This is a genomic window from Streptomyces sp. NPDC088350, from assembly GCF_044753545.1.
GTDB lineage: Bacteria > Actinomycetota > Actinomycetes > Streptomycetales > Streptomycetaceae > Streptomyces.
The window spans coordinates 96,341-116,057 of the sequence record NZ_JBIVNL010000005.1 but is presented as its reverse complement, the minus strand read 5'-3'; the positions used below and the strand labels follow the sequence as shown (position 1 = coordinate 116,057).

19 protein-coding genes are annotated in these 19,717 nt (G+C 70.9%); 13 read left to right on the top strand and 6 right to left on the bottom strand.

From position 1 onward, the window contains the following. The first annotated feature begins 137 nt into the window (after positions 1-137). On the top strand, positions 138-1,022 hold the full coding sequence (pqqB, locus tag ACIQBL_RS18405; RefSeq protein WP_401942796.1) for a pyrroloquinoline quinone biosynthesis protein PqqB: 885 nt from the start codon (positions 138-140) through the stop codon (positions 1,020-1,022). Between the two features lie 17 nt (positions 1,023-1,039). On the opposite strand, the gene ACIQBL_RS18400 is transcribed toward pqqB, so the two are convergent. The 4 genes from ACIQBL_RS18400 to ACIQBL_RS18385 form a co-directional block, all read right to left on the bottom strand. Further along, positions 1,040-1,441, bottom strand: a complete 402-nt coding sequence (locus ACIQBL_RS18400; protein ID WP_401942793.1) for a MarR family winged helix-turn-helix transcriptional regulator — start codon at positions 1,439-1,441, stop codon at positions 1,040-1,042. Between the two features lie 96 nt (positions 1,442-1,537). Continuing rightward, the gene (locus ACIQBL_RS18395; RefSeq protein WP_327406061.1) at positions 1,538-1,888 is read right to left on the bottom strand and encodes a VOC family protein; all 351 of its coding nucleotides are present in this window, start codon (positions 1,886-1,888) and stop codon (positions 1,538-1,540) included. Positions 1,889-2,065: 177 nt separating this feature from the next. After that, positions 2,066-2,782: a response regulator gene (locus ACIQBL_RS18390; RefSeq protein WP_401942790.1), complete on the bottom strand. Its 717-nt coding sequence runs from the start codon at positions 2,780-2,782 to the stop codon at positions 2,066-2,068. Continuing rightward, complete coding sequence (locus tag ACIQBL_RS18385; RefSeq protein ID WP_401942788.1) at positions 2,779-3,975, bottom strand: sensor histidine kinase; 1,197 nt, start codon at positions 3,973-3,975, stop codon at positions 2,779-2,781. Before ACIQBL_RS18385 ends, ACIQBL_RS18390 begins: the two co-directional genes overlap by 4 nt. A 158-nt stretch (positions 3,976-4,133) precedes the next feature. Here ACIQBL_RS18385 and ACIQBL_RS18380 point away from each other — a divergent pair, with 158 nt between their 5' ends. Beyond that, a complete protein-coding gene (locus tag ACIQBL_RS18380; RefSeq protein WP_401942785.1) occupies positions 4,134-5,681 on the top strand; it encodes a nitrilase-related carbon-nitrogen hydrolase in 1,548 nt (515 codons plus the stop codon). 132 nt (positions 5,682-5,813) lie between these two features. Then, complete coding sequence (locus ACIQBL_RS18375) at positions 5,814-7,151, top strand: hypothetical protein (RefSeq protein ID WP_401942782.1); 1,338 nt, start codon at positions 5,814-5,816, stop codon at positions 7,149-7,151. Positions 7,152-7,190: 39 nt separating this feature from the next. Here ACIQBL_RS18375 and ACIQBL_RS18370 read toward each other — a convergent pair whose 3' ends face one another. Then, positions 7,191-8,216, bottom strand: coding sequence for a LacI family DNA-binding transcriptional regulator (locus tag ACIQBL_RS18370; protein ID WP_401942779.1), 1,026 nt, complete (start codon positions 8,214-8,216; stop codon positions 7,191-7,193). A 173-nt stretch (positions 8,217-8,389) separates the two neighbouring features. On the opposite strand from ACIQBL_RS18370, the gene ACIQBL_RS18365 reads away from it, so the two are divergent. After that, positions 8,390-10,411: a beta-galactosidase gene (locus ACIQBL_RS18365; RefSeq protein ID WP_401942777.1), complete on the top strand. Its 2,022-nt coding sequence runs from the start codon at positions 8,390-8,392 to the stop codon at positions 10,409-10,411. A gap of 105 nt (positions 10,412-10,516) precedes the next feature. On the opposite strand, the gene ACIQBL_RS18360 is transcribed toward ACIQBL_RS18365, so the two are convergent. Beyond that, entirely contained in the window at positions 10,517-11,368 is an 852-nt protein-coding gene (locus tag ACIQBL_RS18360; protein WP_401944023.1) for a ribonuclease BN, read from the bottom strand. Positions 11,369-11,548: 180 nt separating this feature from the next. On the opposite strand from ACIQBL_RS18360, the gene ACIQBL_RS18355 reads away from it, so the two are divergent. The 9 genes from ACIQBL_RS18355 to aspA all read left to right on the top strand — a co-directional run bounded on the left by ACIQBL_RS18355 (position 11,549) and on the right by aspA (position 19,716). Next, the gene (locus tag ACIQBL_RS18355; RefSeq protein WP_401942774.1) at positions 11,549-12,511 is read left to right on the top strand and encodes an SMP-30/gluconolactonase/LRE family protein; all 963 of its coding nucleotides are present in this window, start codon (positions 11,549-11,551) and stop codon (positions 12,509-12,511) included. A 164-nt stretch (positions 12,512-12,675) separates the two neighbouring features. Next, positions 12,676-13,137 (top strand): fluoride efflux transporter CrcB, encoded by a 462-nt coding sequence (crcB, locus tag ACIQBL_RS18350; protein ID WP_401942772.1) that lies wholly within the window; start codon positions 12,676-12,678, stop codon positions 13,135-13,137. Continuing rightward, positions 13,134-13,514 carry a DUF190 domain-containing protein gene (locus ACIQBL_RS18345; RefSeq protein WP_401942769.1) on the top strand — a complete coding sequence of 127 codons (381 nt, stop codon included), beginning with the start codon at positions 13,134-13,136 and terminating at the stop codon, positions 13,512-13,514. Before crcB (ACIQBL_RS18350) ends, ACIQBL_RS18345 begins: the two co-directional genes overlap by 4 nt. Then, a complete protein-coding gene (crcB, locus tag ACIQBL_RS18340) occupies positions 13,511-13,885 on the top strand; it encodes a fluoride efflux transporter CrcB (RefSeq protein WP_401942768.1) in 375 nt (124 codons plus the stop codon). The genes ACIQBL_RS18345 and crcB (ACIQBL_RS18340) overlap by 4 nt, the downstream gene beginning before the upstream one ends. Before the next feature lie 88 nt (positions 13,886-13,973). After that, positions 13,974-14,810: an undecaprenyl-diphosphate phosphatase gene (locus ACIQBL_RS18335; RefSeq protein ID WP_401942766.1), complete on the top strand. Its 837-nt coding sequence runs from the start codon at positions 13,974-13,976 to the stop codon at positions 14,808-14,810. Between the two features lie 172 nt (positions 14,811-14,982). Then, the gene (locus tag ACIQBL_RS18330) at positions 14,983-15,660 is read left to right on the top strand and encodes a FadR/GntR family transcriptional regulator (protein ID WP_401944021.1); all 678 of its coding nucleotides are present in this window, start codon (positions 14,983-14,985) and stop codon (positions 15,658-15,660) included. A 53-nt stretch (positions 15,661-15,713) separates the two neighbouring features. After that, positions 15,714-17,162, top strand: a complete 1,449-nt coding sequence (locus ACIQBL_RS18325) for an amino acid permease (protein ID WP_401944019.1) — start codon at positions 15,714-15,716, stop codon at positions 17,160-17,162. A gap of 32 nt (positions 17,163-17,194) precedes the next feature. Next, positions 17,195-18,214 (top strand): asparaginase, encoded by a 1,020-nt coding sequence (locus ACIQBL_RS18320; RefSeq protein ID WP_401942763.1) that lies wholly within the window; start codon positions 17,195-17,197, stop codon positions 18,212-18,214. 92 nt (positions 18,215-18,306) lie between these two features. Beyond that, positions 18,307-19,716: an aspartate ammonia-lyase gene (gene aspA / locus ACIQBL_RS18315; RefSeq protein WP_401942761.1), complete on the top strand. Its 1,410-nt coding sequence runs from the start codon at positions 18,307-18,309 to the stop codon at positions 19,714-19,716. Position 19,717 lies beyond the last annotated feature (1 nt).

The window sequence follows — 19,717 nt, the reverse complement described above, 5'->3', positions numbered from 1 at the left end:
CGTGGGGTGGGCGGCGTGGACGGAGATCGGCCTGAACTGCCCCCGGCGGTGGGGTAGTCCGGCCTGTTGTGGAGGAAAGATCCCTCGGGGGGATTCGCTGGGGTCGTTCGGTGATGCGGCAAGGGGGCGCGATCGTCGTGAGGGTCGTCCTGCTCGGTACCGCCGCCGGTGGCGGATTCCCGCAGTGGAACTGCGCCTGCGCGCTGTGCGCCGCCGCCCGCGACGGGAAACTTCCCGCGCGCGCCCAGGAGTGCGTGGCCGTCACCGGCAACGCGCGCGACTGGTGGCTGCTCAACGCCTCACCCGACATCCGCACCCGGCTCACCGCGACCGCGGCGCTCTGGCCGGGCCCCGGCCCGCGCGACACCCCCGTGCGCGGAGTGCTCCTCACCGACGCCGAGCCCGACCACGTGGCGGGCCTGTCCGTGCTGCGCGGGGTGGCCGGCCTCAAGGTGTACGCCCCGTCGCCCGTCCTCGCCGCGCTCACCCCGGCCCGGGCCGGGCTCGACCGCTACGCCCCCTGGGAGTGGGCAGACAGCCTCGCCGAGGACGGTTTCGTGCTCGCGGGAGGCCTGGTCGTCACGGCCCACCCGGTGGGCACCAAGCCTCCGCAATACCTGTCGGCCCGCCCGTCGGACGACCGCTGGGTGACGGCGTACCGCATCGAGGACCTGGCGACCGGCGGAGCCCTCGTCTACGCACCGTGCGTCGCAGCCTGGACGGACACCTTCGACGACCTGCTGGCGACGGCGGACTGCGCGGTGCTGGACGGCACCTTGTTCACGGCCGACGGGACGGGCGCGCCGGTCCGTGCCGGCGCCGGTCGGCCGACGCCCGCGCACCTGCCCGTGTCGGGCCCCGGCGGCAGCCTCGACCGCCTCGCCGGTCACCCCGGCGTCCGCCGGATCTACACCCACCTCGACCACACGAACCCGCTGCTCGACGCGGGCTCGGCGGCGCGGGGGCAGGTGAGCGGGGCGGGGGTCGACGTACTCATGGACGGAGCCGAATTCGCGGTGTGAGGGAGCTTCGGGGGCGACTACTCCCGCGCGTCGTCCAACATCCGCGCCAGGACGCCCCGTTGCAGCGGCAGCACCTCCGCGTGCAGGTCACGGCCCTTCCGCGTCAGCGCGACCCACACCCCGCGTCGGTCCTCCACGCAGACCGAGCGTTCCACGAGGCCGTCCTTCTCCAGCCGCCCGATGAGACGCGAGAGCGCGCTCTGGCTGAGGTGCACCCGTCCGACCAGGTTCTGCACCCGGCACTGGTCGCCCTCCTCGGGCGACTCGGACGCGAGCATGTCGAGCACCTCGAAGTCGCTCGCGCCCAGGCCGTGCGGGTGCAGTACGCGGTCGATCTCGCACATCGTGCGCGCGTGCACGGAGAGGATGTCCCGCCACTGTTCCTCAAGCCGCCGGGCGTCGGCCGTCTTCACTGCCATACCCGCACGGTAACACCGATCCGGCCAATTGTTGAGTGCGCAACTAGTGCACGTGCAAGTAGTGGCCCGGGTGTGCCGGCCGGTACGGCATCGCTGTCAGGCGGCCGGATTCTGCGTGAGCCCGACGAAGTTCCCGTCCGCGTCCTTCACGAACGCGATCAGCTTGCCGCCGCCGACGTCCTGGACGTCCTGCACCAGCTCCGCCCCGGCCTCCACCATGGCCGCGAGCCGTGTCCGGATGTCGTCCACGGTCCAGTACGGCACCGGTCCGGTCATGCCCTTGGCGTGCCCGTTCGGGTCGAGCCCGACGTCCTGCCCGGCGGCCTTGTACCCGACGTAGTACGGCTCGTCCGCGTACGGTTCGACCCCCAGCAGCGCGCCGAACAGGGCCTTCGCACCGTCGAGGTCCTTGACGGGGTAGATGATCGTGTTCAGTCCGTCGGTCATGGCGAGCTCCTCCGTGAAGCGTGGTCCGACGGATTCCGCCGGTGAATTCAGGCTAGGGCGACGGTGGGGACGGAGGCTTCTCCAATCCTGACCGGCTACGCCGTGCGGGGGCGGCGGACGGACCCGTCGGGGCGCCGACGCCGTGCGACCGGTCCTGTGCGCGTGTCCGGCCGTGCGTCAGGTTCCGGGCGGTGTGCGCGTGGTTCCGGTAAGGCCCGCCCGGTGGGCGACCAGAGCGGCCTGGACACGGTTGTCGAGGCCGAGGCGGGTGAGGATGCGGTTGACGCGGCTCTTCACGTTCGCCTCGCTGAGGGAGAGGGCCGAGGCGATCAGGGAGTTGGACAGACCGCGGCCGACCAGGACGAGAACCTGGAGCTCGCGTTCGGTGAGCAGCTCCGTCAGGGCGCGCTCGTCCGGCGTCGGCGCCGGTGCCGTGGCGCCGGGGAGGAGCGCGGTGGGCAGCGCGGACACCGTGTCGACGAGCCGGCGGGTGACGCTCGGCGCCAGCACGGCCTCGCCGTCGGCCGCCGCGCGGATGGCCCGGGCGAGCTGGTCGGGGTGGCTGTTCTTCAGCAGGAAGCCGTCCGCGCCCGCACGGAGGGCCGCGTGCACGTACTCGTCCAGGTCGAACGTCGTGAGGACGACGACCCGCGGAGCCGGCCCCGGACCGGGCCAGTCGCCGACGATGCGCCGGGTGGCCTCGACGCCGGTCGTGCCGGGCATGCGGACGTCCATCAGCACGACGTCGGGCCGGAGTTCGACCGCCCGGGCGACGGCCTGTTCCCCGTCGGCCGCCTCGCCGACCACCTCCAGGCCCTCGCGGCGGTCGATGACCAGCCGGAGCGCGGTCCTGACCATCTCCTGGTCGTCGACGACGAGCACACGTACGGTCATCCGCCTGCCTCCGCGGAGCGTGGTGCCTTCTCGGACAGAACCGCGCGCAGCCGCCAGCCGCCGTCCTCACCCGGCCCCGCCGTCAGGGCGCCGTCGAATGCCGCCACGCGTTCCCGCATCCCGATGAGACCCCGGCCCGATCCGGTGACGGACCGGTGGCCCGGAGCGGCCGGGCCGTTCCGCACCTCGATGACGAGGCCGGCGTCGCCACCGCGCACGGTGACCAGTACGTCGACGGGCCCGGCATGCCTGACCACGTTCGTCAGCGCCTCCTGCACGATCCGGTACGCCGAGACCCGCATCCCCGCGGACGCCCCCGTACCAGCACGGATCTCCGGCACGTACGCCACCCGGCAGCCCGCCGATCTGGCGGCCTCGACGAGCTGGTCGAGATGCTCCAGGGACGGTTCGGGAGCGAGTTCCCGTTCCCGGAACGACAGCAGCCCGAGGAGCCGCCGCATCTCGACGAGCGCGGTGTCGGCGGTCCGGGCGATCAGCTCGACCCCCTCCGCGGCGAGTGGCGGATCGTCGTCCATGACGTCCTGTGCGGCGCGTGCCTGTACGGCGATGGCGCTGACGTGGTGGGCGACGACGTCGTGCAGGTCGCGGGCGATCCGGGCCCGCTCGGCGACCGCCGCCTGCCGCGCGTTGATCTCCTGCTCGGCCCTGAGCCGCTGGTTGAGGTCGCGCAGCCGGTCGGCGTCGGCGCCGATCCTGCGTCTGCCGTGTCCCAGGGTCCAGGCGAGGGCGAAGAAGAAGACGAACGTCGTGGCACTGATCGGCTCCAGCGATCCGAGGGCAGGTGTCTGCCAGTGCCCGCCGACCGCGTCGGCCGCCATGGCCGACGCGAGGCACAGCAGTGTCCCCGGCAGACTGACCGCGGCCGGCTCGTACCGGGCGAGGGCGTACACACCGAGCATGAGCAGGAACGGGCCGGGGATCTTCCCCGGGATCGGACCGAGCACCTGGAAGACGACGTAGAGGCCCGTCATCGCCGCCAGGACGGTACGCGGACGGGTCCGCCGCCACAGCAGCGGCACGGTCTGCGCCCCCCACAGGGCCAGTCCCCGGCCGTTCGGGGCCGGGCTGCGGTCCAGCACCGTGACCATGTCGAACAGCGTCAGGCCGCCACCGAGCGCGACATCCGTCAGATGCGGCCGGGCGGCGAACCAGCGCTGTGCGGCCTGTGGCAAGGCCCTTGTCTCCATGACCATTTCAATTCTGCAGGCTAGGGCAGCGGGAGCGCGGCGGGATCCTCCGTCGGGCGCGCATCGATGGTTGCGTGATCCCGCGGGAGATCGCCGTGCGGAGGGAGGTGCCGACGGGCACCCCCCTCCTAGCGTCGTTCCCCATGACGAACCTCCCCACCGAACAGAGTCCACCGCCGACCCGCCCGTCGCCCGCAACGACGACGGAGACCAAGTCCCCTGACAGGAAAGGGCGTTCACGCCCCGCCACGAGGTGGGCCCTGCTGCCGCTCGGCACCGGGGTGATGCTGTTCGCTGTCGGCGGGCGATGGGATGTCCCGGCCGCCGCCTGGATCTCCCTGGTGTTGCTGCTGCGGTTCGCCCGGCTCAGCCGCGCCTGGTCCGGGGCGCTGTGGATCTGGTCGGCGCACGCGGTGGCCGCCGTCTTCTGGGTCCAGGAGTCGGCGATCGGCTTCGGCCCCGTGGTCGTGGCGGGCGCCGTCGCGCTCGCCGCCCTGCAGACGCTGCCGTTCCTCGCCGACAGACTGCCGGCCGGCCGGCTGCGACCCGGAGTGGCGGCCCTCGCCTTCCCCGCCGGGGTCGCCTTCACGGAGTTCCTGATCACCGTGGTGTCCCCCTTCGGCACGGCGTACGGCTCGCTCGCGGTCACCCAGTACGGCGACCTTCCCCTCCTCCAGGTCGTCTCGGTCACCGGCCCGTGGGGGATCGGGTTCCTGATCGCCTACTTCGCCAGTACCGTCAACCGCCTCTGGGAGCGGCCCGCTTGGCGTGGCGGCCTGGTGTACCTGGCCGTACTGCTGACCGTCGTACTCGCCGGAGGTGCCCGTCTGGCCCTCGGCCCCGGCACGGCCCCGACCGTCCGGATCGCCGGAATCAGCCCCGCCCGGACGGTGACCGACGCGCAGCGGGCGGCGTTCGCCCGCGTCCCGGACATCGCCACCGCGCCCGCCGCGAAGGTCGAACCCGCCATGACCGCCGTGGAGGACGACCTGCTCGCCGCCACCCGGCGCGAGGCCGCCGCCGGAGCGAAGATCGTGGTCTGGCCCGAAGAGGCCGTCAGGACCCAGGAGTCCCACGAACCGGTCGCCGTCGCGGCGGCACGGGACGAGGCCCGCCGGTCGGGCGTCTACCTGGAGATCGGCGTACGCGTCTACAGCACGACCGGACCGGCCCACGACAAGGACGAGGCGCTCCTGATCGACCCGCACGGAAAAGTGCTGTGGACCTATCAGAAGGCCCACCCCATCCCGGGGTCGGAGCAGTTCACGCCCGGCGACGGCCGGGTGCCGGTCGCCGACACCCCGTACGGCCGGATCGCCGACGTCATCTGCTACGACGCCGATTTCCCCGCCATGATGCGCACCCGCGCCGACATCATGCTCGTGCCCTCCCACGACTGGAAGGAGTACGGAGGCGCGCACACCGAGAAGGCGAGCCTGCGGGCGGTCGAGGGCGGCTACTCACTGATCCGTCAGGACGCGGAGGGCGTCTCGGCCGCCTACGACGACGAGGGCCATGTCCTCGCCTCCACCGACTACTTCACGACCGGTCGCCAGACGATGGTGGCCTATGTGCCCACCCATGGCGTCACCACGGTCTACGACCGGATCGGCGACGCCTTCGCCTGGCTCTGCCTGACCTGCCTCCTCGTGCTCACCGTCACCGCCCTTGCCCGCCGGGAGCGTCACTGAGCGGGCCCGCCCGGAAGACGGACGTACGCGTCCCACGCCCCCCACTACAACCTTCCGCCCCGGCACTTCGTCCAACTCCCGCCCGGTGCAGGTCACTTGCCGGGGTCTCTTCCTTCCCACCTGGGGGATTTCATGAGTTCTGTCTCCGTCGGGCGCCTGCTGCGTCGCGGAGCATGTGCCGGAGCCGTGGGGGCGCTGGTCGTCGCCGGTCTCGGGAGCGGGGCGGCGGTCGCCGACGTGGCGCAGACCGATGCACTGGCGATCCATTCGCCGTACGACGTGGCGGCGACCGTCGCTCCGGACGGCGGCACGGCGCAGTACCGGCCGCTGGCGCTGGGCCTGACGCACAGCAACGACGGCTTCACCGTGACCGACGGACGGCTGACCGTCGACGCGTCCGGGCTCGCGGGGGTCGCCGAGGTGGCCTGGCCCGACACCTGCACGCCGGACGACACCGGCACCGTCGCCGTGTGCGACACCGGGGATGTGCCGATCCGCTACAGCGCGCAGGTGCGGCTGAAGGTGCGGGCCGTCGCCGGCGCCGCCGTCGGAGCGCAGGGCACGGTCACGTACTCCGCCGAGGCCACCGGCGGCCCCGACGGCACGCTCGCCGCCACGCGGAGCGACGACACCACCGTCACCGTCGGATCCGGCGTGGACCTCGGAATCCCCGCCCCGCAGGACGTCACCGGCGTCGCACCTGACACCAGCCTCACCGTGCCGTACTCGGTCACCAACACCGGCAACGAGACGGCGCACGGCTTCAGCGTGAGCATGTGGGCGACGTACGGCCTCGACGTCACCACCCGCTACCCGGAGTGCGCCTACACCGGTCCGGACGTCAACGGCACCGGCATGACCTCCGTGACCTGCTCCTTCGACACCGAGATCGCGCCCGGCGCCACCGTGGCGCTGCCGGAGCCGCTGCTGCTCGCCGTCACCGGCCACGCGCTCTACGACCGGTTCGACTACGACGTGCAGCCGCTCGGCGACGTCACCGACCTCGACAGCTCGGACAACAGCCGCTCCTGGCACATCACCGCGGACAACACCGCCGACTTCGCGGTCTACGGCACCGAGGCGAGCGGCGCGGCCGGCGACACCGTCACCTCCGGCTTCCGCTTCGTCAACCACGGCCCCGCCTGGGCGGGTGACGTCAGCGCAGGCGACCCGATCACCACGATCGACTTCTACGCCCCGCAGGGCACCGTCGCCACCTCCATGCCCAGGACCTGCCACGGCGCCCACACCGCCGGCGACGACCCGGCCATCGCCCACTACGCCTGCACCCTGCCGACGTGGGCCAAGCCCGACCTGGACGTCGGCTTCCCGTTCCAGCTGCGTATCGACACGGTCGTCCCCGACGCGACCGGCCACGTCACGACCCGGGCCTACAACGGCACGCCCCTCGCCTTCGACACGAACAGCGCGAACAACACGGCCGAGGTGATCGTCAACCCGTCCGCCTGACGGCGGTGCGGAGGGGGCGGGCCGACGGTTCACCCCCTCCTACGTCGACTCCCGCTTCACCAGCTCCGTCGGCAGTATCACCGCCGCCGTGTCCTCGCCCCCGATCTGCGCCAGCAGCACCCGCACCATCTCCGCGCTGATCCGGTCGAACGGCTGCCGCATCGTGGTGAGTTCGGGGCTGGACGCCAGCGCGGCGGGGGAGTCGTCGAAACCGCCGACCGCCACGTCCTCCGGCACCCGCCGCCCGGCCCGCTCCAGCGTGGTCAGCACGCCCCGTGCCATCAGGTCGGAGGCGACGAACACGGCGTCCAGGTCCGGGACTTGGGCGAGCAGCCGCTCGGCGCCCTTCTCGCCGCTGAGGCGGCTGTAGTCGCCGGAGACGACGAGGCGGTCGTCGACCTCGATGCCCGCCTCGGTGAGCACCTCCCTGTAGCCGGCGAGGCGCTCGACACCGCCCGGGGTGTCCAGCGGGCCGGTGACCATGCCGACGCGGCGACGGCCCAGGGAGAGCAGGTGCCGGGTCATGTCACGGGCGCCTTCGCGGTCGTCGGCGGCGACGTAACTCACCTTGGAACCCAGCCCGATCGGCTTGCCGCACGCGACCAGCGGTACACCCGCCTCGCTCAGCTCCTCCGCCACCGGGTTCCCGGAGTGGCTGGAGACCAGCAGCACCCCGTCGACGTGCCCGGAGGTGATGTACCGCGTGATGCGCCGCCGTTCGTCCTCGGTGCCGGCCAGCATCAGCAGCAGCGGGATGTCGTGCGCGGCCAGCGCCTGGGTGCAGCCGCGCAGCAGGATGTTGAAGTTGGGATCCTCGAAGAACTTCTCCTGCGGTTCCGTCAGCAGGAAGCCGACCGAGTCCGAGCGCCCGGTGATCAGCGAGCGGGCGTGCCGGTTCACGACGTAACCCGTCCTGCGGATGGCCGCGTTGACGGCCTCCTGCGCGGCCGGGCTCACATAGTGCCCGCCGTTGAGGACGCGCGACACCGTGCCCCGGGAGACGCCCGCCTCGCGCGCCACGTCATGGATCGTCGGCGGCCTGCGCCGACCCCCCGTATTGCTCATGGTCCGACTCTACGGCTCCCGGGCCCGCAGTCAGAAGCACCCGTATGGGAGCGTTCACAGCGGAGAAACATCAAGGACACTTGTCATCGGTCACAGGGGTGCGGTTATGTTGGGGCGGCGCCCCCGGGCGCGCTGTGTGCACGTTCCCAAATGATCGACTACGGGAGAGACCCATGCCGGAGACCACCCCCAGGGGCCTCACCAGCCTCGCCTTCGGTGGGGACTACAACCCCGAGCAGTGGCCGGAGAGCGTCTGGCAGGAGGACGTCCGGCTGATGCGGGAGGCCGGCGTCACCATGGTGAGCGTCGGGATCTTCTCCTGGGCCCTGCTGGAGCCCGAGCCCGGTGTGTACGACTTCGGCTGGCTCGACCGCCTCCTCGACCTCCTGCACGCCAACGGCATCCGCGCCGACCTCGGCACCCCCACGGTCGCCCCGCCCGCCTGGTTCTACCGCGCCCACCCCGAGGCCCTGCCCGTCACCGCCGACGGCACCCGCTACGAGTTCGGCTCACGCGGCGCGATCTGCCACAGCAACGCCGACTACCGGGCCGCCGCCGCCCACATCACCGCACGGCTCGCCGAGCGCTACGGCACGCATCCCGCCCTCGCGATGTGGCACGTCTTCAACGAGTACGGCGTCCCCGTCTCCGCCTGTTACTGCGACAACTGCGCCGCCCACTTCCGCCGTTGGCTGACCACGACCCACGGGACCGTCGACAGGGTCAACGAGGCCTGGGGTACCGCCTTTTGGGGCCAGCGCTACGGAGACCTCGGCCAGATCAACCCGCCGCGCCGCACCCCGACCGCCGTCAACCCGGCCCAGGCGCTGGACTACGCGCGGTTCGCGGACGCCACCATGCGCGAGAACTTCGTCGCCGAACGGGACATCCTGCACCGCCTCGCCCCCGGCATCCCGGTCACCACCAACTTCATGACCGCCCTCAGCCAGTGCGAGTCCGTCGACTACTGGGCCTGGGGCCGCGAGGTCGACCTCGTCACCAACGACCACTACCTGATCACCGACGGCCGCCGCACCCACGTCAACCTCGCGATGGCCGCCGACCTGACCCGATCCGTCGCGGGCGGTGCCCCGTGGCTGCTCCTGGAGCACTCCACCTCGGGCGTCAACTGGCAGCCACGCAACCCCGCAAAGGCCCCCGGCCAGATGGCCCGCAACGCCCTCGCCCACGTGGCACGCGGCTCGGACGGCGCGATGTTCTTCCAGTGGCGGCAGTCCCGGCGCGGTGCCGAGAAGTTCCACTCCGCGATGCTCCCGCACGGCGGCACCGGGACCCGCGTCTGGCGCGAGGTCGTCCAACTCGGCGCGTCCGTCGACGCGTTGGCCCCGCTCCGCGGCACCCGCACCCGGGCCGACGTGGCCGTCGTATGGGACTGGCAGTCGTGGTGGGCGCAGAAACTGGAGTGGCGGCCCAGCGAGGACCACGACGCCCGCGAGCGCGCCGACGCCTTCTACGAGGCCCTCTACGACCGCCACCTCACAGTCGACTTCGCTCACCCGGAAGCCGACTTGTCGGCCTATCCCCTTGTCGTCGTACCCGCCCTGTACCTGATGACGGAGGCGGCCGGCCGCAACCTCAAGCGGTACGTCGAGAACGGCGGCACCCTCGTCGTCTCCTACTTCTCCGGCATCGTCGACGAGCACGACGCCGTCCACGAGGGCGCCTATCCCGGCGCGCTGCGCGACGTACTCGGCCTGACCGTCGAGGAGTTCTCGCCGCTCCTGGCGGGTGACCGGGTCCGTATCACCGGCCCCGACGGCTCCGAACTCACCGGCGACGTCTGGACCGAGTTCGTCGTCCCGCGCGGCGCCGAGACCGTGTGGACGTACGCCGAGGGCCTCACCGCCGACCACCCGGCCGTCACCCGGCACCGCCTCGGCGAGGGCACCGCCTGGTACGTGTCGACCCGTCTCGACGCCCACGGCCTGGACGCCCTCCTCGGCTGGGCGACCGAGGACGCCCGGATCACCCCGGGCGCCGACCTGCCGTACGACGTCGAAGTCGTGCGCAGGGAAGGCGAGTCGGGCAGCTTCCTCTTCGCCATCAACCACAGCGCCTCCGACGTCAAGGTGCCGCTGGGCGCCGACGGCACCGAGCTGCTGACCGGCGAGCGTGCGGCGGGCGGCCTCGCGGTCCCCGCCGGAGCCGTGCGGGTCGTACGACTCGACGGCTGACCGACTCCCCTCCGCCCGCGCGAGCCGTGAGCCGCGGGTGGAGGGGGCCTCCTCCCTCCGGGCGGGGCCGGTGGGCGAGGGCGCGCACTTCTGTGCGGCGAGGACTCAGACCGTGTCCTGTGGGGAGCGCGTCGGAGGTTCCTCCGGCTCGGCGGTCACCGGGTCCGGTTCTTCCGGCTCGGTGCGGAACGACGCTTCCGGATCCCCGAACCGCTCGCACAGCAGCCTGCCCACCAGGGCGCCGCCGTAGAGCACGAACCCCACGCCGACCAGCCACGACTCCACCACCAGGACCGTGCCCACCGGGCCGTAACCGACCGCGTCGGTGACGAGGAGCGGGGTGAACACCAGGTACGAGAACCAGCGCAGGCCGACCAGGCCCGCCATCGTGGCGAGCGCGCCCGGGAGCAGATACCGCCGGCGGATCTGGCGGTTGAGCAGGAAGTGCGGGCCCCACCAGAAGAACAGCAGGCCGGCCGCCATGCTGAGCAGGATGCGGGGCGTGCCCCCGATGACGTTGCGGGTCCGCACCTGTGCGTACAGATAGCCCATCAGCATGACCAGCCAGACCAACTGCCGCCACCGGACGCGATGCCAGGGCGCGCCGGTAGGGCGCCACACGTGCTCGTAGCCGCTCTGCACACTCGACGCGAAGGACAGGCCGAACAGCGCGAGCAGCGCCACACTCCACGCGCTGATCGCGCCGATCACCTTGCGGGGCGGGGTGAAGACATCGGTGAGCGCGCGGGCCGACCGGCCGGACAGGTCCATGCCGTCCACCAGCCACAGCGCGAACCCGCCGTGCCCCAGCGGATCCGCCGCGGCCACCACGATCAGCAGCGGCGCCAACGTGACCAGGGCGAGCGTCGCGAACCCCATGGCCCGGTGCAGCAGCTCCAACTCCCGCCCGCGCCGGGTGAGTTCGGCGAGCCCCAGCCCCTGCCACACCGCGTGCACCCGTCTCACCGGAGGCGTCCCGCACGGCGGGCGGCCGACCATGGCATGAGCGCCCCCCTCTCACCGACCGGCAGCGCGCTCCGGGGCGCCGGGAATACGCTCGGCGAACACGACCGTGTGAGGCGACGACCGGGAAGAGAAGCAAGCGTACGCGCGCAGACCCGAACCGTGGAGGTTTTCATGGCCCGCTCCGAGGCACTGCTCGCCCGCCGCTACGTCGCGATCGGCGGCCGTGGTCCCGAGGACGTGGTGGCCGACGCCCGCGGCCGGGTGCTGACCGGTGTCGAGGACGGCCGCATCCTCCGTCTCGACGGCCTGCTCGACCCCGGGTCGGCACGGGTGGAGACCCTCGCCGACACCGGCGGCAGGCCGCTCGGCCTCGAACTCCTCCCGGACAACGCCCTGTTGGTGTGCGACGCGGAACGCGGACTGCTGCGCGTCGACCTGGGGGACGGCTCCGTGCGTGTCCTCGCCGACTCGGTCGCGGGGGAGCCGCTGCGGTTCTGCAGCAACGTCGTCGCCCTGTCCGACGGCAGTACGTACTTCACCGTCTCCAGCCGCCGCTACCCCCTGGGTCAGTGGCTCGGCGACATCGTCGAACACACCGGCACAGGACGGTTGTTGCGCCTCGCGCCCGACAGCGGCACCCCCGAAGTCCTGCTGGAGGGGCTCCAGTTCGCCAACGGCCTTGCCCCCGGCGCCGCCGAGTCCTTCCTGGTGATCGCCGAGACCGGCGCCCACCGCCTCACCCGGTACTGGCTCACCGGACCCGAAGCGGGCCGTGGCGAACCCTTCGCCGAGAATCTCCCGGGCATGCCGGACAACATCTGGCGCGCCGGACCCGGCGGACCGATCTGGGTCGCCCTCGTCGGCCCCCGGGTGCCCCCGCTCGACCTGCTCCACCGCGCCCCGGACGCCGTACGGCACACCGCCGCCCGTATCGCCGTACACGCGCCCTACCGCCCCACGGGCACGATCGGGGCCGTCGCGGTCGACGACGAGGGGCACGTCGTCCACCACCTCGTCGCGCGCCGCTCGCCCTTCCGTATGGTCACCGGCGTCTGCGAGGCGGCCGGCCACCTCGTGCTGGGCAGCCTGCGGGAACGCGGTGTCGCGCTGTGCGAGCCGCCCGCCCCGAAGTGACCCCGGCCCGCCCCCGGCGTTACCCTGATGCCCGGCCGCGATCACCTCTCGTGGCGCGGCGGTGGGGCCCGCCGTACCCGAACCGCGGCAGAGGTGCCGCCAACGGTCCCTACTTGTAGAGGCGTGTGCCCCCGGGGCCCCCGACGAGTAGGAGACGTACGGCCATGTCAGCCCCCGAAGCCGAGAGCCTGCGCACCCGCCCTCGGGCCCCGCGCCCGTCCGTCTGGCGCGGCCAGGGACCCGTGGTCGCGGTGGTCGCGCTCGGCGGTGCGATCGGGGCCACGGGACGTTACGCGGCCTCCCTGTGGTGGCCCGCGCAGGGGGGCGGTTTCCCCTGGACGACGTTCTGGATCAACGTCGTCGGGTGTGCCGTGATAGGCGTGTTCATGGTGGTGATCACCGACGTGTGGGCCGCCCACAGGCTGGTGCGGCCGTTCTTCGGCACCGGTGTGCTCGGCGGCTTCACCACCTTCTCGACGTACGCCGTCGACATCCAGAAACTGGTCGACACGGGCCATCCCCGCACCGCGCTGGCCTATCTCGCCGCGACCCTTGTCGCGGCCCTCGCGGCGGTGTGGCTGGCGGTGGCGGCGGCCCGGCGCGTCCTGAAGTGGAGGCAGCGATGACCAGGCTGACCGGCAGCGCCCTGCGGGTGACGATCTTCATCGGCGAGAACGACACCTGGCACCACAAGCCCCTGTACTCGGAGATCGTGCACCGCGCGCACGCGGCGGGGCTGGCCGGTGCCAGCGTCTTCCGGGGCGTCGAGGGCTTCGGCGCCTCCTCCCTGATCCACACCTCACGGCTGCTGTCGCTCAGCGAGGACCTGCCGGTGGCGATCGTGATCGTGGACACCGAGGAACGCGTACGGGAGTTCCTGCCGCGGCTGGACGAACTCGTCGGCGAGGGACTCGTGATCCTCGACGAGTGCGAGGTGATTCGGTACGTGGGCCGTGCGGAAGACCCCGGCGCGTCGGGACGGAAGGGTAAGAGGTCGTTGTGAACTGGCTGTTGGTCGTCGCGGGCGCCGTCGTAGGTGCTCCGCTCCGCTACCTCACCGACCGCGCGGTGCAGACCGGGCACGACTCCGTCTTCCCCTGGGGCACCTTCGCGGTGAACGTCTCCGGCTGTCTGATCCTCGGTGTGCTGACCGGTGCCGCGTCGGCCGGCGCGGCGGGTCCGCATCTCCAACTCCTCGTGGGGACAGGCCTTTGCGGGGCCCTGACGACGTACTCCACCTTCTCGTACGAGACACTGCGGCTGACCGAGACGGGTGCGGGGCTCTACGCTGCGGCCAACGTCGTCGGCAGCGTGATGGCGGGCCTCGGTGCGGCATTTGTCGGGGTGTCGATCGCGCAGGCCCTGTGGGCGTAAGAGATCGGGCGGAACCCGCGCCCGAACAGGACCGCTCCCAGCGCTATTGTCTACAGCACTGTCGACCAACTCCCAAGAACTGGATCTCATGAGCGTCATCAGCGTCGGTCAGGCCGCCGTCCTCGGAGTCGTCGAGGGGGTGACCGAGTTCCTGCCGGTCTCCTCGACCGGCCATCTGAAGATCGTCGAGGGGCTGATGAAGATCCCCGTCGACGACAATGCCGTCGTCGGGTTCTCGGCCGTCATCCAGGTCGGCGCCATCGCCGCCGTGCTCGTGTACTTCTTCAAGGACATCGTGCGGATCGTGAGCGCGTGGGGCCGCGGCCTGCGCAATCGCGAGGAGCGGTACCACCACGACTACAAGTTCGCCTGGTGGGTGATCTACGCGACGATCCCGATCGTGCTGGTGGGCCTGGCCGCGAAGCCGCTCATCGACGGACCGCTCGGCTCGCTGTGGGTCGTCGCCGCCTCGCTCATCGTCGGCAGTGGTGTCATGTGGGCGGCGGACCAGATGGGCCGGCACAAGCGCGGTGAGGACGACGTCACGTTCAAGGACGCGATGCTGGTGGGCAGTTCGCAGATCCTCGCGCTGCTCTTCCCCGGCTTCTCGCGCTCCGGCGCCACGATGTCCACCGGTCTCATCCTCGACCTGGACCGCGTCGCCGCCACCCGGCTCTCCTTCTTCCTCGGCATCCCGGCCCTCACCGGCGCCGGCATCTATGAGCTGAAGGACGCCCTGGGGGCGGGCGTGGGCGCCGCCCCGCTGGCCGTCGGCACGATCGTGTCGTTCGTGGTGGCCTACGCCTCCATCGCCTGGCTGCTGAAGTTCGTCGCCAAGCACTCCTTCAACGCCTTCGTGATCTACCGGATCGTCATCGGCGTCATGCTGTTCGGGCTGCTCGGCACGGGTGTGCTCAACAGCTGACACCGGGTGGACGGTCACAGTGGAGGGCGTGCAGCCGGATTTTCAGGCCGCACGCCCTCTGAATTTTTCCTTTCGGATCGCTTGACAGCACTGTCCCGTCACCCGCAGGATCACGTCCGTGAACCTGTCAGACAGCCAGACAGGTGGAGTCGGGCCGCGGCGCGTCAGCGCCATGGAAGCGGTGCTCGTCCACCTCCGCGGCGCCATCGAGCGCGGCGACTACGCCATCGGCGACAAGCTCCCCTCCGAGGCGGAGCTGTGCCGCACCCTGGAGATCAGCAGGCCCGTGCTCCGCGAGGCCCTGCGGGCCCTGCAGACCATGGGGCTGACCGTCTCCAAGACCGGCAAGGGCACCTTCGTGGTCGCCAACGCCGTGGAGGACCCCACCTTCGGCGACTACGCGGCCAGCGACCTCCTGGAAGTGCGCCGCCACGTCGAGATCCCGGTCGCCGGGTACGCGGCGCTGCGCCGCACCCCGGAGAACCTGGACCACCTGGCCCACCTCCTGGACCGCATGGAACAGGAGACGGACACCACCGCGTGGGTCGCGATGGACACCCTCTTCCACCTCGCGGTGGCCGAGGCCGCCCAGAACCCGGTGTTCCGCCGGGTCATCGAGGAGATCCGCGACGCACTGGCCCGCCAGTCCGCGTTCCTCAACGAACTCGGCGGCCGGCGCGAGCAGTCCAACCGCGAGCACCGGGCGATCGTCGAGGCGCTGATCGACGGCAGCGAGCCGGACGCCGTCGAGGCCATGTCCCACCACCTCGACCGGGTCGAGACGACCCTCACCGACATCGTGCGCCCCGCGCGCGCGAACACCCCCACGGAAGGCGGACCCGAGGCGTGAGCGAGCAGTCCCTGCACGGCAGTGACCAGTCCCTGGGCGATGGCGAGCAGCCCTTGCGTGACGGCGTACAGCCACTGCGCGACGGCGTGCGGAAACGATCCGGCCATGTCGACGCCGGAGACGCCGGCTACAGCAAGTCCCTGAAGTCCCGGCACGTCAACATGATCGCCATCGGCGGCGCGATCGGCACCGGCCTCTTCCTCGGCGCCGGCGGCCGGCTCGCCGACGCCGGCCCCTCGCTGTTCATCGCGTACGCGGTCTGCGGCCTCTTCGCCTTCCTCGTCGTCCGCGCCCTGGGCGAACTCGTCCTGTACCGGCCCTCGTCCGGCGCCTTCGTGTCGTACGCCCGCGAGTTCCTCGGAGAGAAGGGCGCGTATGTAGCGGGCTGGATGTACTTCCTCAACTGGGCCACCACGGGCATCGCCGACATCACTGCGGTCGCCGTCTACACCCACTACTGGGGCATGTTCTCCGACATCCCTCAATGGTTGATCGCATTGATCGCCCTCGCGGTCGTCTTGACGGTCAACTTGATCTCGGTGCGGATGTTCGGCGAGCTGGAGTTCTGGTTCGCGATCATCAAGGTCAGCGCGCTCGTCGTCTTCATGCTGATCGGCATCTTCCTGCTGGTCACCCAGCACCCCGTCGACGGCCACACCCCCGGCCCGTCCCTGATCACCGACAACGGCGGCATCTTCCCCAACGGCCTGCTGCCCATGCTGCTGATCATCCAGGGCGTCGTCTTCGCCTACGCCTCCGTCGAACTGGTCGGCGTCGCCGCCGGCGAGACCGAGAACCCCGAGAAGATCATGCCGAAGGCGATCAACTCGATCATGTGGCGCGTCGGCCTCTTCTACGTCGGCTCGGTCGTCCTGCTGTCGATGCTGCTGCCCTGGAACAAGTACACCGCCGGCCAGAGCCCGTTCGTGACCGTGCTGTCGAACATCGGCATCCCGTCGGCGGGCGGCGTCATGAACCTCGTCGTCCTCACCGCGGCCATGTCCTCGCTCAACTCCGGCCTGTACTCCACCGGCCGCATCCTCCGCTCCATGGCGATGTCCGGCTCGGCTCCCAAGTTCACCGCGGTGATGAGCCGCAGCCAGGTCCCCTACGGCGGCATCCTGCTCACCAGCGGCATCTGCGTCCTCGGCGTCGGCCTCAACTTCGTGGTCCCGGCGGACGCGTTCGAGATCGTCCTCAACTTCGCCGCGATCGGCATCCTCGCCACCTGGGGCATGATCATGCTCTGTCACCTCCTCTTCTGGCAGAAGACCGAGAAGGGCGAACTGACGCGCCCCGGCTACCGGTTGCCGGGCTCTCCCTGGACCGAACTCGTCACGCTGGCCTTCCTCGCCTCCGTCCTGGTCCTCATGTACGCCGACGGCGGCGCCGGACGCACCACCGTGCTCTGCCTCCCGCTGATCGCCGCCGCGCTGGTCGCCGGATGGTTCGCCGTCCGCCGCCGCGTGGCCCACACGTCCACCACCGCACCCGACGCGTGACACCCACGCCGTCCGAACCCCGACAGGCAGTGATGTACAGCAGTCCCCTCGCGGACCCACCCCTCGTCCGTGAACCCCTCCACGCACCCGTCGCCCACCTCATCCGCGGCGGAATGATCGAGGGCATCCACTACGGCTCCGTCGTCGTCCTCGACGCCGACGGCCAGGTCCAGCTCCAACTCGGCGACATCGAGGCCGCGTTCTACCCGCGCTCGGCGATCAAGCCCGTCCAGGCCGTCGCCATGGTGCGGGCCGGGCTGCCGCTCGACGGCGAGCTGCTCTCACTCGCCGCCGCCAGCCACTCCGGCGAGGAACGCCACCTCGCCGGGACTCGGCGCATCCTCGAACTCGCCGGGCTCACGGAGGACGCCCTGCGCAACGTCCCTGATCTGCCCTACGACCCGGTCGTCCGAGATGCCTGGGTGCGCGAGGGGCGGTTGCCGTCCCGGCTCGCCCAGAACTGTTCCGGGAAGCACGCGGCCATGCTGTACGTGTCGAAGCTCAACGGCTGGTCGCTCGACGACTATCTCGACCCCGGGCATCCGCTTCAGCAGGCGATCGCGGAGATCGTGGAGGATCTCACGGGGCAGCGGATCGCTCGGGTGAGTGTGGACGGGTGCGGGGCTCCTTTGTTCTCGATTTCGTTGCACGGGCTTGCTCGGGCTGTTTCGCGGATCACTGCTGCGGCGCCGGGTACGCCCGAGGCTCGGGTCGCGGATGCGATGCGGGAGTGTGCGGAGATGGCGTCCGGGGCCGGGCGGGACGTGGCCGCGTTGATGCGGGCCGTGCCGGGGCTTCTCGCCAAGGACGGGTTCGAGGGGGTTCAGGTCGCCGCGTTGCCTGATGGGCGGGCTGTTGCCGTGAAGATCGCGGATGGGGCTAATCGGGCGCGGGTGCCTGTGGCGGCCGCAGGTCTTGTGCGGGCCGGGGTTTCTGCCTCGTTGCTTGGCGAGTTTGCGGGGGAGCCGTTGCTTGGTGGCGGGGAGCCGGTGGGTTGTGTGCGGCCGGTGCGGGCTTTGGACCCTGTGTCGCCGTTGTCTGCGTGTGCCTAGAGCGGTTGTCGGGTCGCTGCGGGGCCGTTGTGGCTGGTCGCGCAGTTCCCCGCGCCCCTAAATGACCAGAACGCTGTTGGAAAGAGGACCCCATGTCTGCTGTTACCCGTCGCGAACATGATCTGCTCGGGGACCGGGATGTTCCCGCCTCTGCCTACTGGGGTGTTCACACCCTGCGTGCCACGGAGAACTTCCCCATCACCGGGACGCCGATCTCCGTCTACCCGCACTTGATCAATGCTCTTGCCGCCGTCAAGGAAGCCGCCGCTCTCGCCAATGAGGAGTTGGGGCTGCTGTCGCCGGAGAAGACGGCAGCCATTGTCGCCGCCTGCCGGGAGATCAGGGACGGCAAGCTGCACGACCAGTTCGTCGTGGACGTGGTGCAGGGTGGGGCCGGTACTTCGACCAACATGAACGCCAACGAGGTTGTCGCGAACCGGGCGTTGGAGTTGTTGGGGCACGCCAAGGGGGAGTACGGGTACCTGCACCCCAACGAGGACGTCAACCTCGGGCAGTCAACCAATGACGTGTATCCGACCGCGGTCAAGATAGCGACGGTCTTCGCGGTACATGGATTGATCGCGTCAATGTCCGTACTGCAGGACGCGTTCGCCCGTAAGGCCGTCGAGTTCCGTGACGTGCTCAAGATGGGCCGTACACAGTTGCAGGACGCGGTGCCGATGACGCTCGGTCAAGAGTTCTCGGCGTATGCGGTCATGATTGACGAGGATCGTCAACGTCTTGACGAGGCTGTCCAGTTGATCCATGAGATCAACCTGGGGGCCACGGCCATCGGGACCGGACTCAATGCGCCCACCGGGTATGCCGAGTCGGCGCGGCGGCACCTCGCCGGGATCACCGGGCTGCCGCTGGTGACGGCGGCCAACCTGGTGGAAGCCACGCAGGACTGCGGGGCGTTCGTGCAGATGTCGGGTGTGCTGAAGCGGGTCGCGGTCAAGCTGTCCAAGAGCTGCAACGACCTGCGGCTGCTGTCCTCGGGGCCGCGTGCGGGGCTGGGGGAGATCAACCTGCCGCCGGTGCAGGCCGGTTCGAGCATCATGCCCGGGAAGGTCAACCCGGTGATCCCCGAGGTCGTCAACCAGGTCGCCTTCGAGGTGATCGGCAACGACGTCACCATCACGATGGCCGCCGAGGCGGGACAGCTCCAGCTCAACGCGTTCGAGCCGATCATCCTGCACTCGCTGTCGGAGTCCATCACGCATCTGCGGGCCGCCTGCCTGACGCTGGCCGAGCGGTGCGTGGACGGGATCACCGCCAACACCGAGGCGTTGCGCGCGAGCGTCGAGAACTCCATCGGTCTGGTGACCGCGCTGAACCCGCACATCGGGTACACGGCAGCCACCGACATCGCCAAGGAGGCCCTCGCCAGCGGCCGGGGCGTGGCAGAACTCGTCCTGGAGAAGGGCCTGTTGCCCGCCGAGACGCTCGCCGCCCTGCTGCGGCCCGAGGTCCTGGCCGGCAGCGGACCCGTAGCCGTCTGAT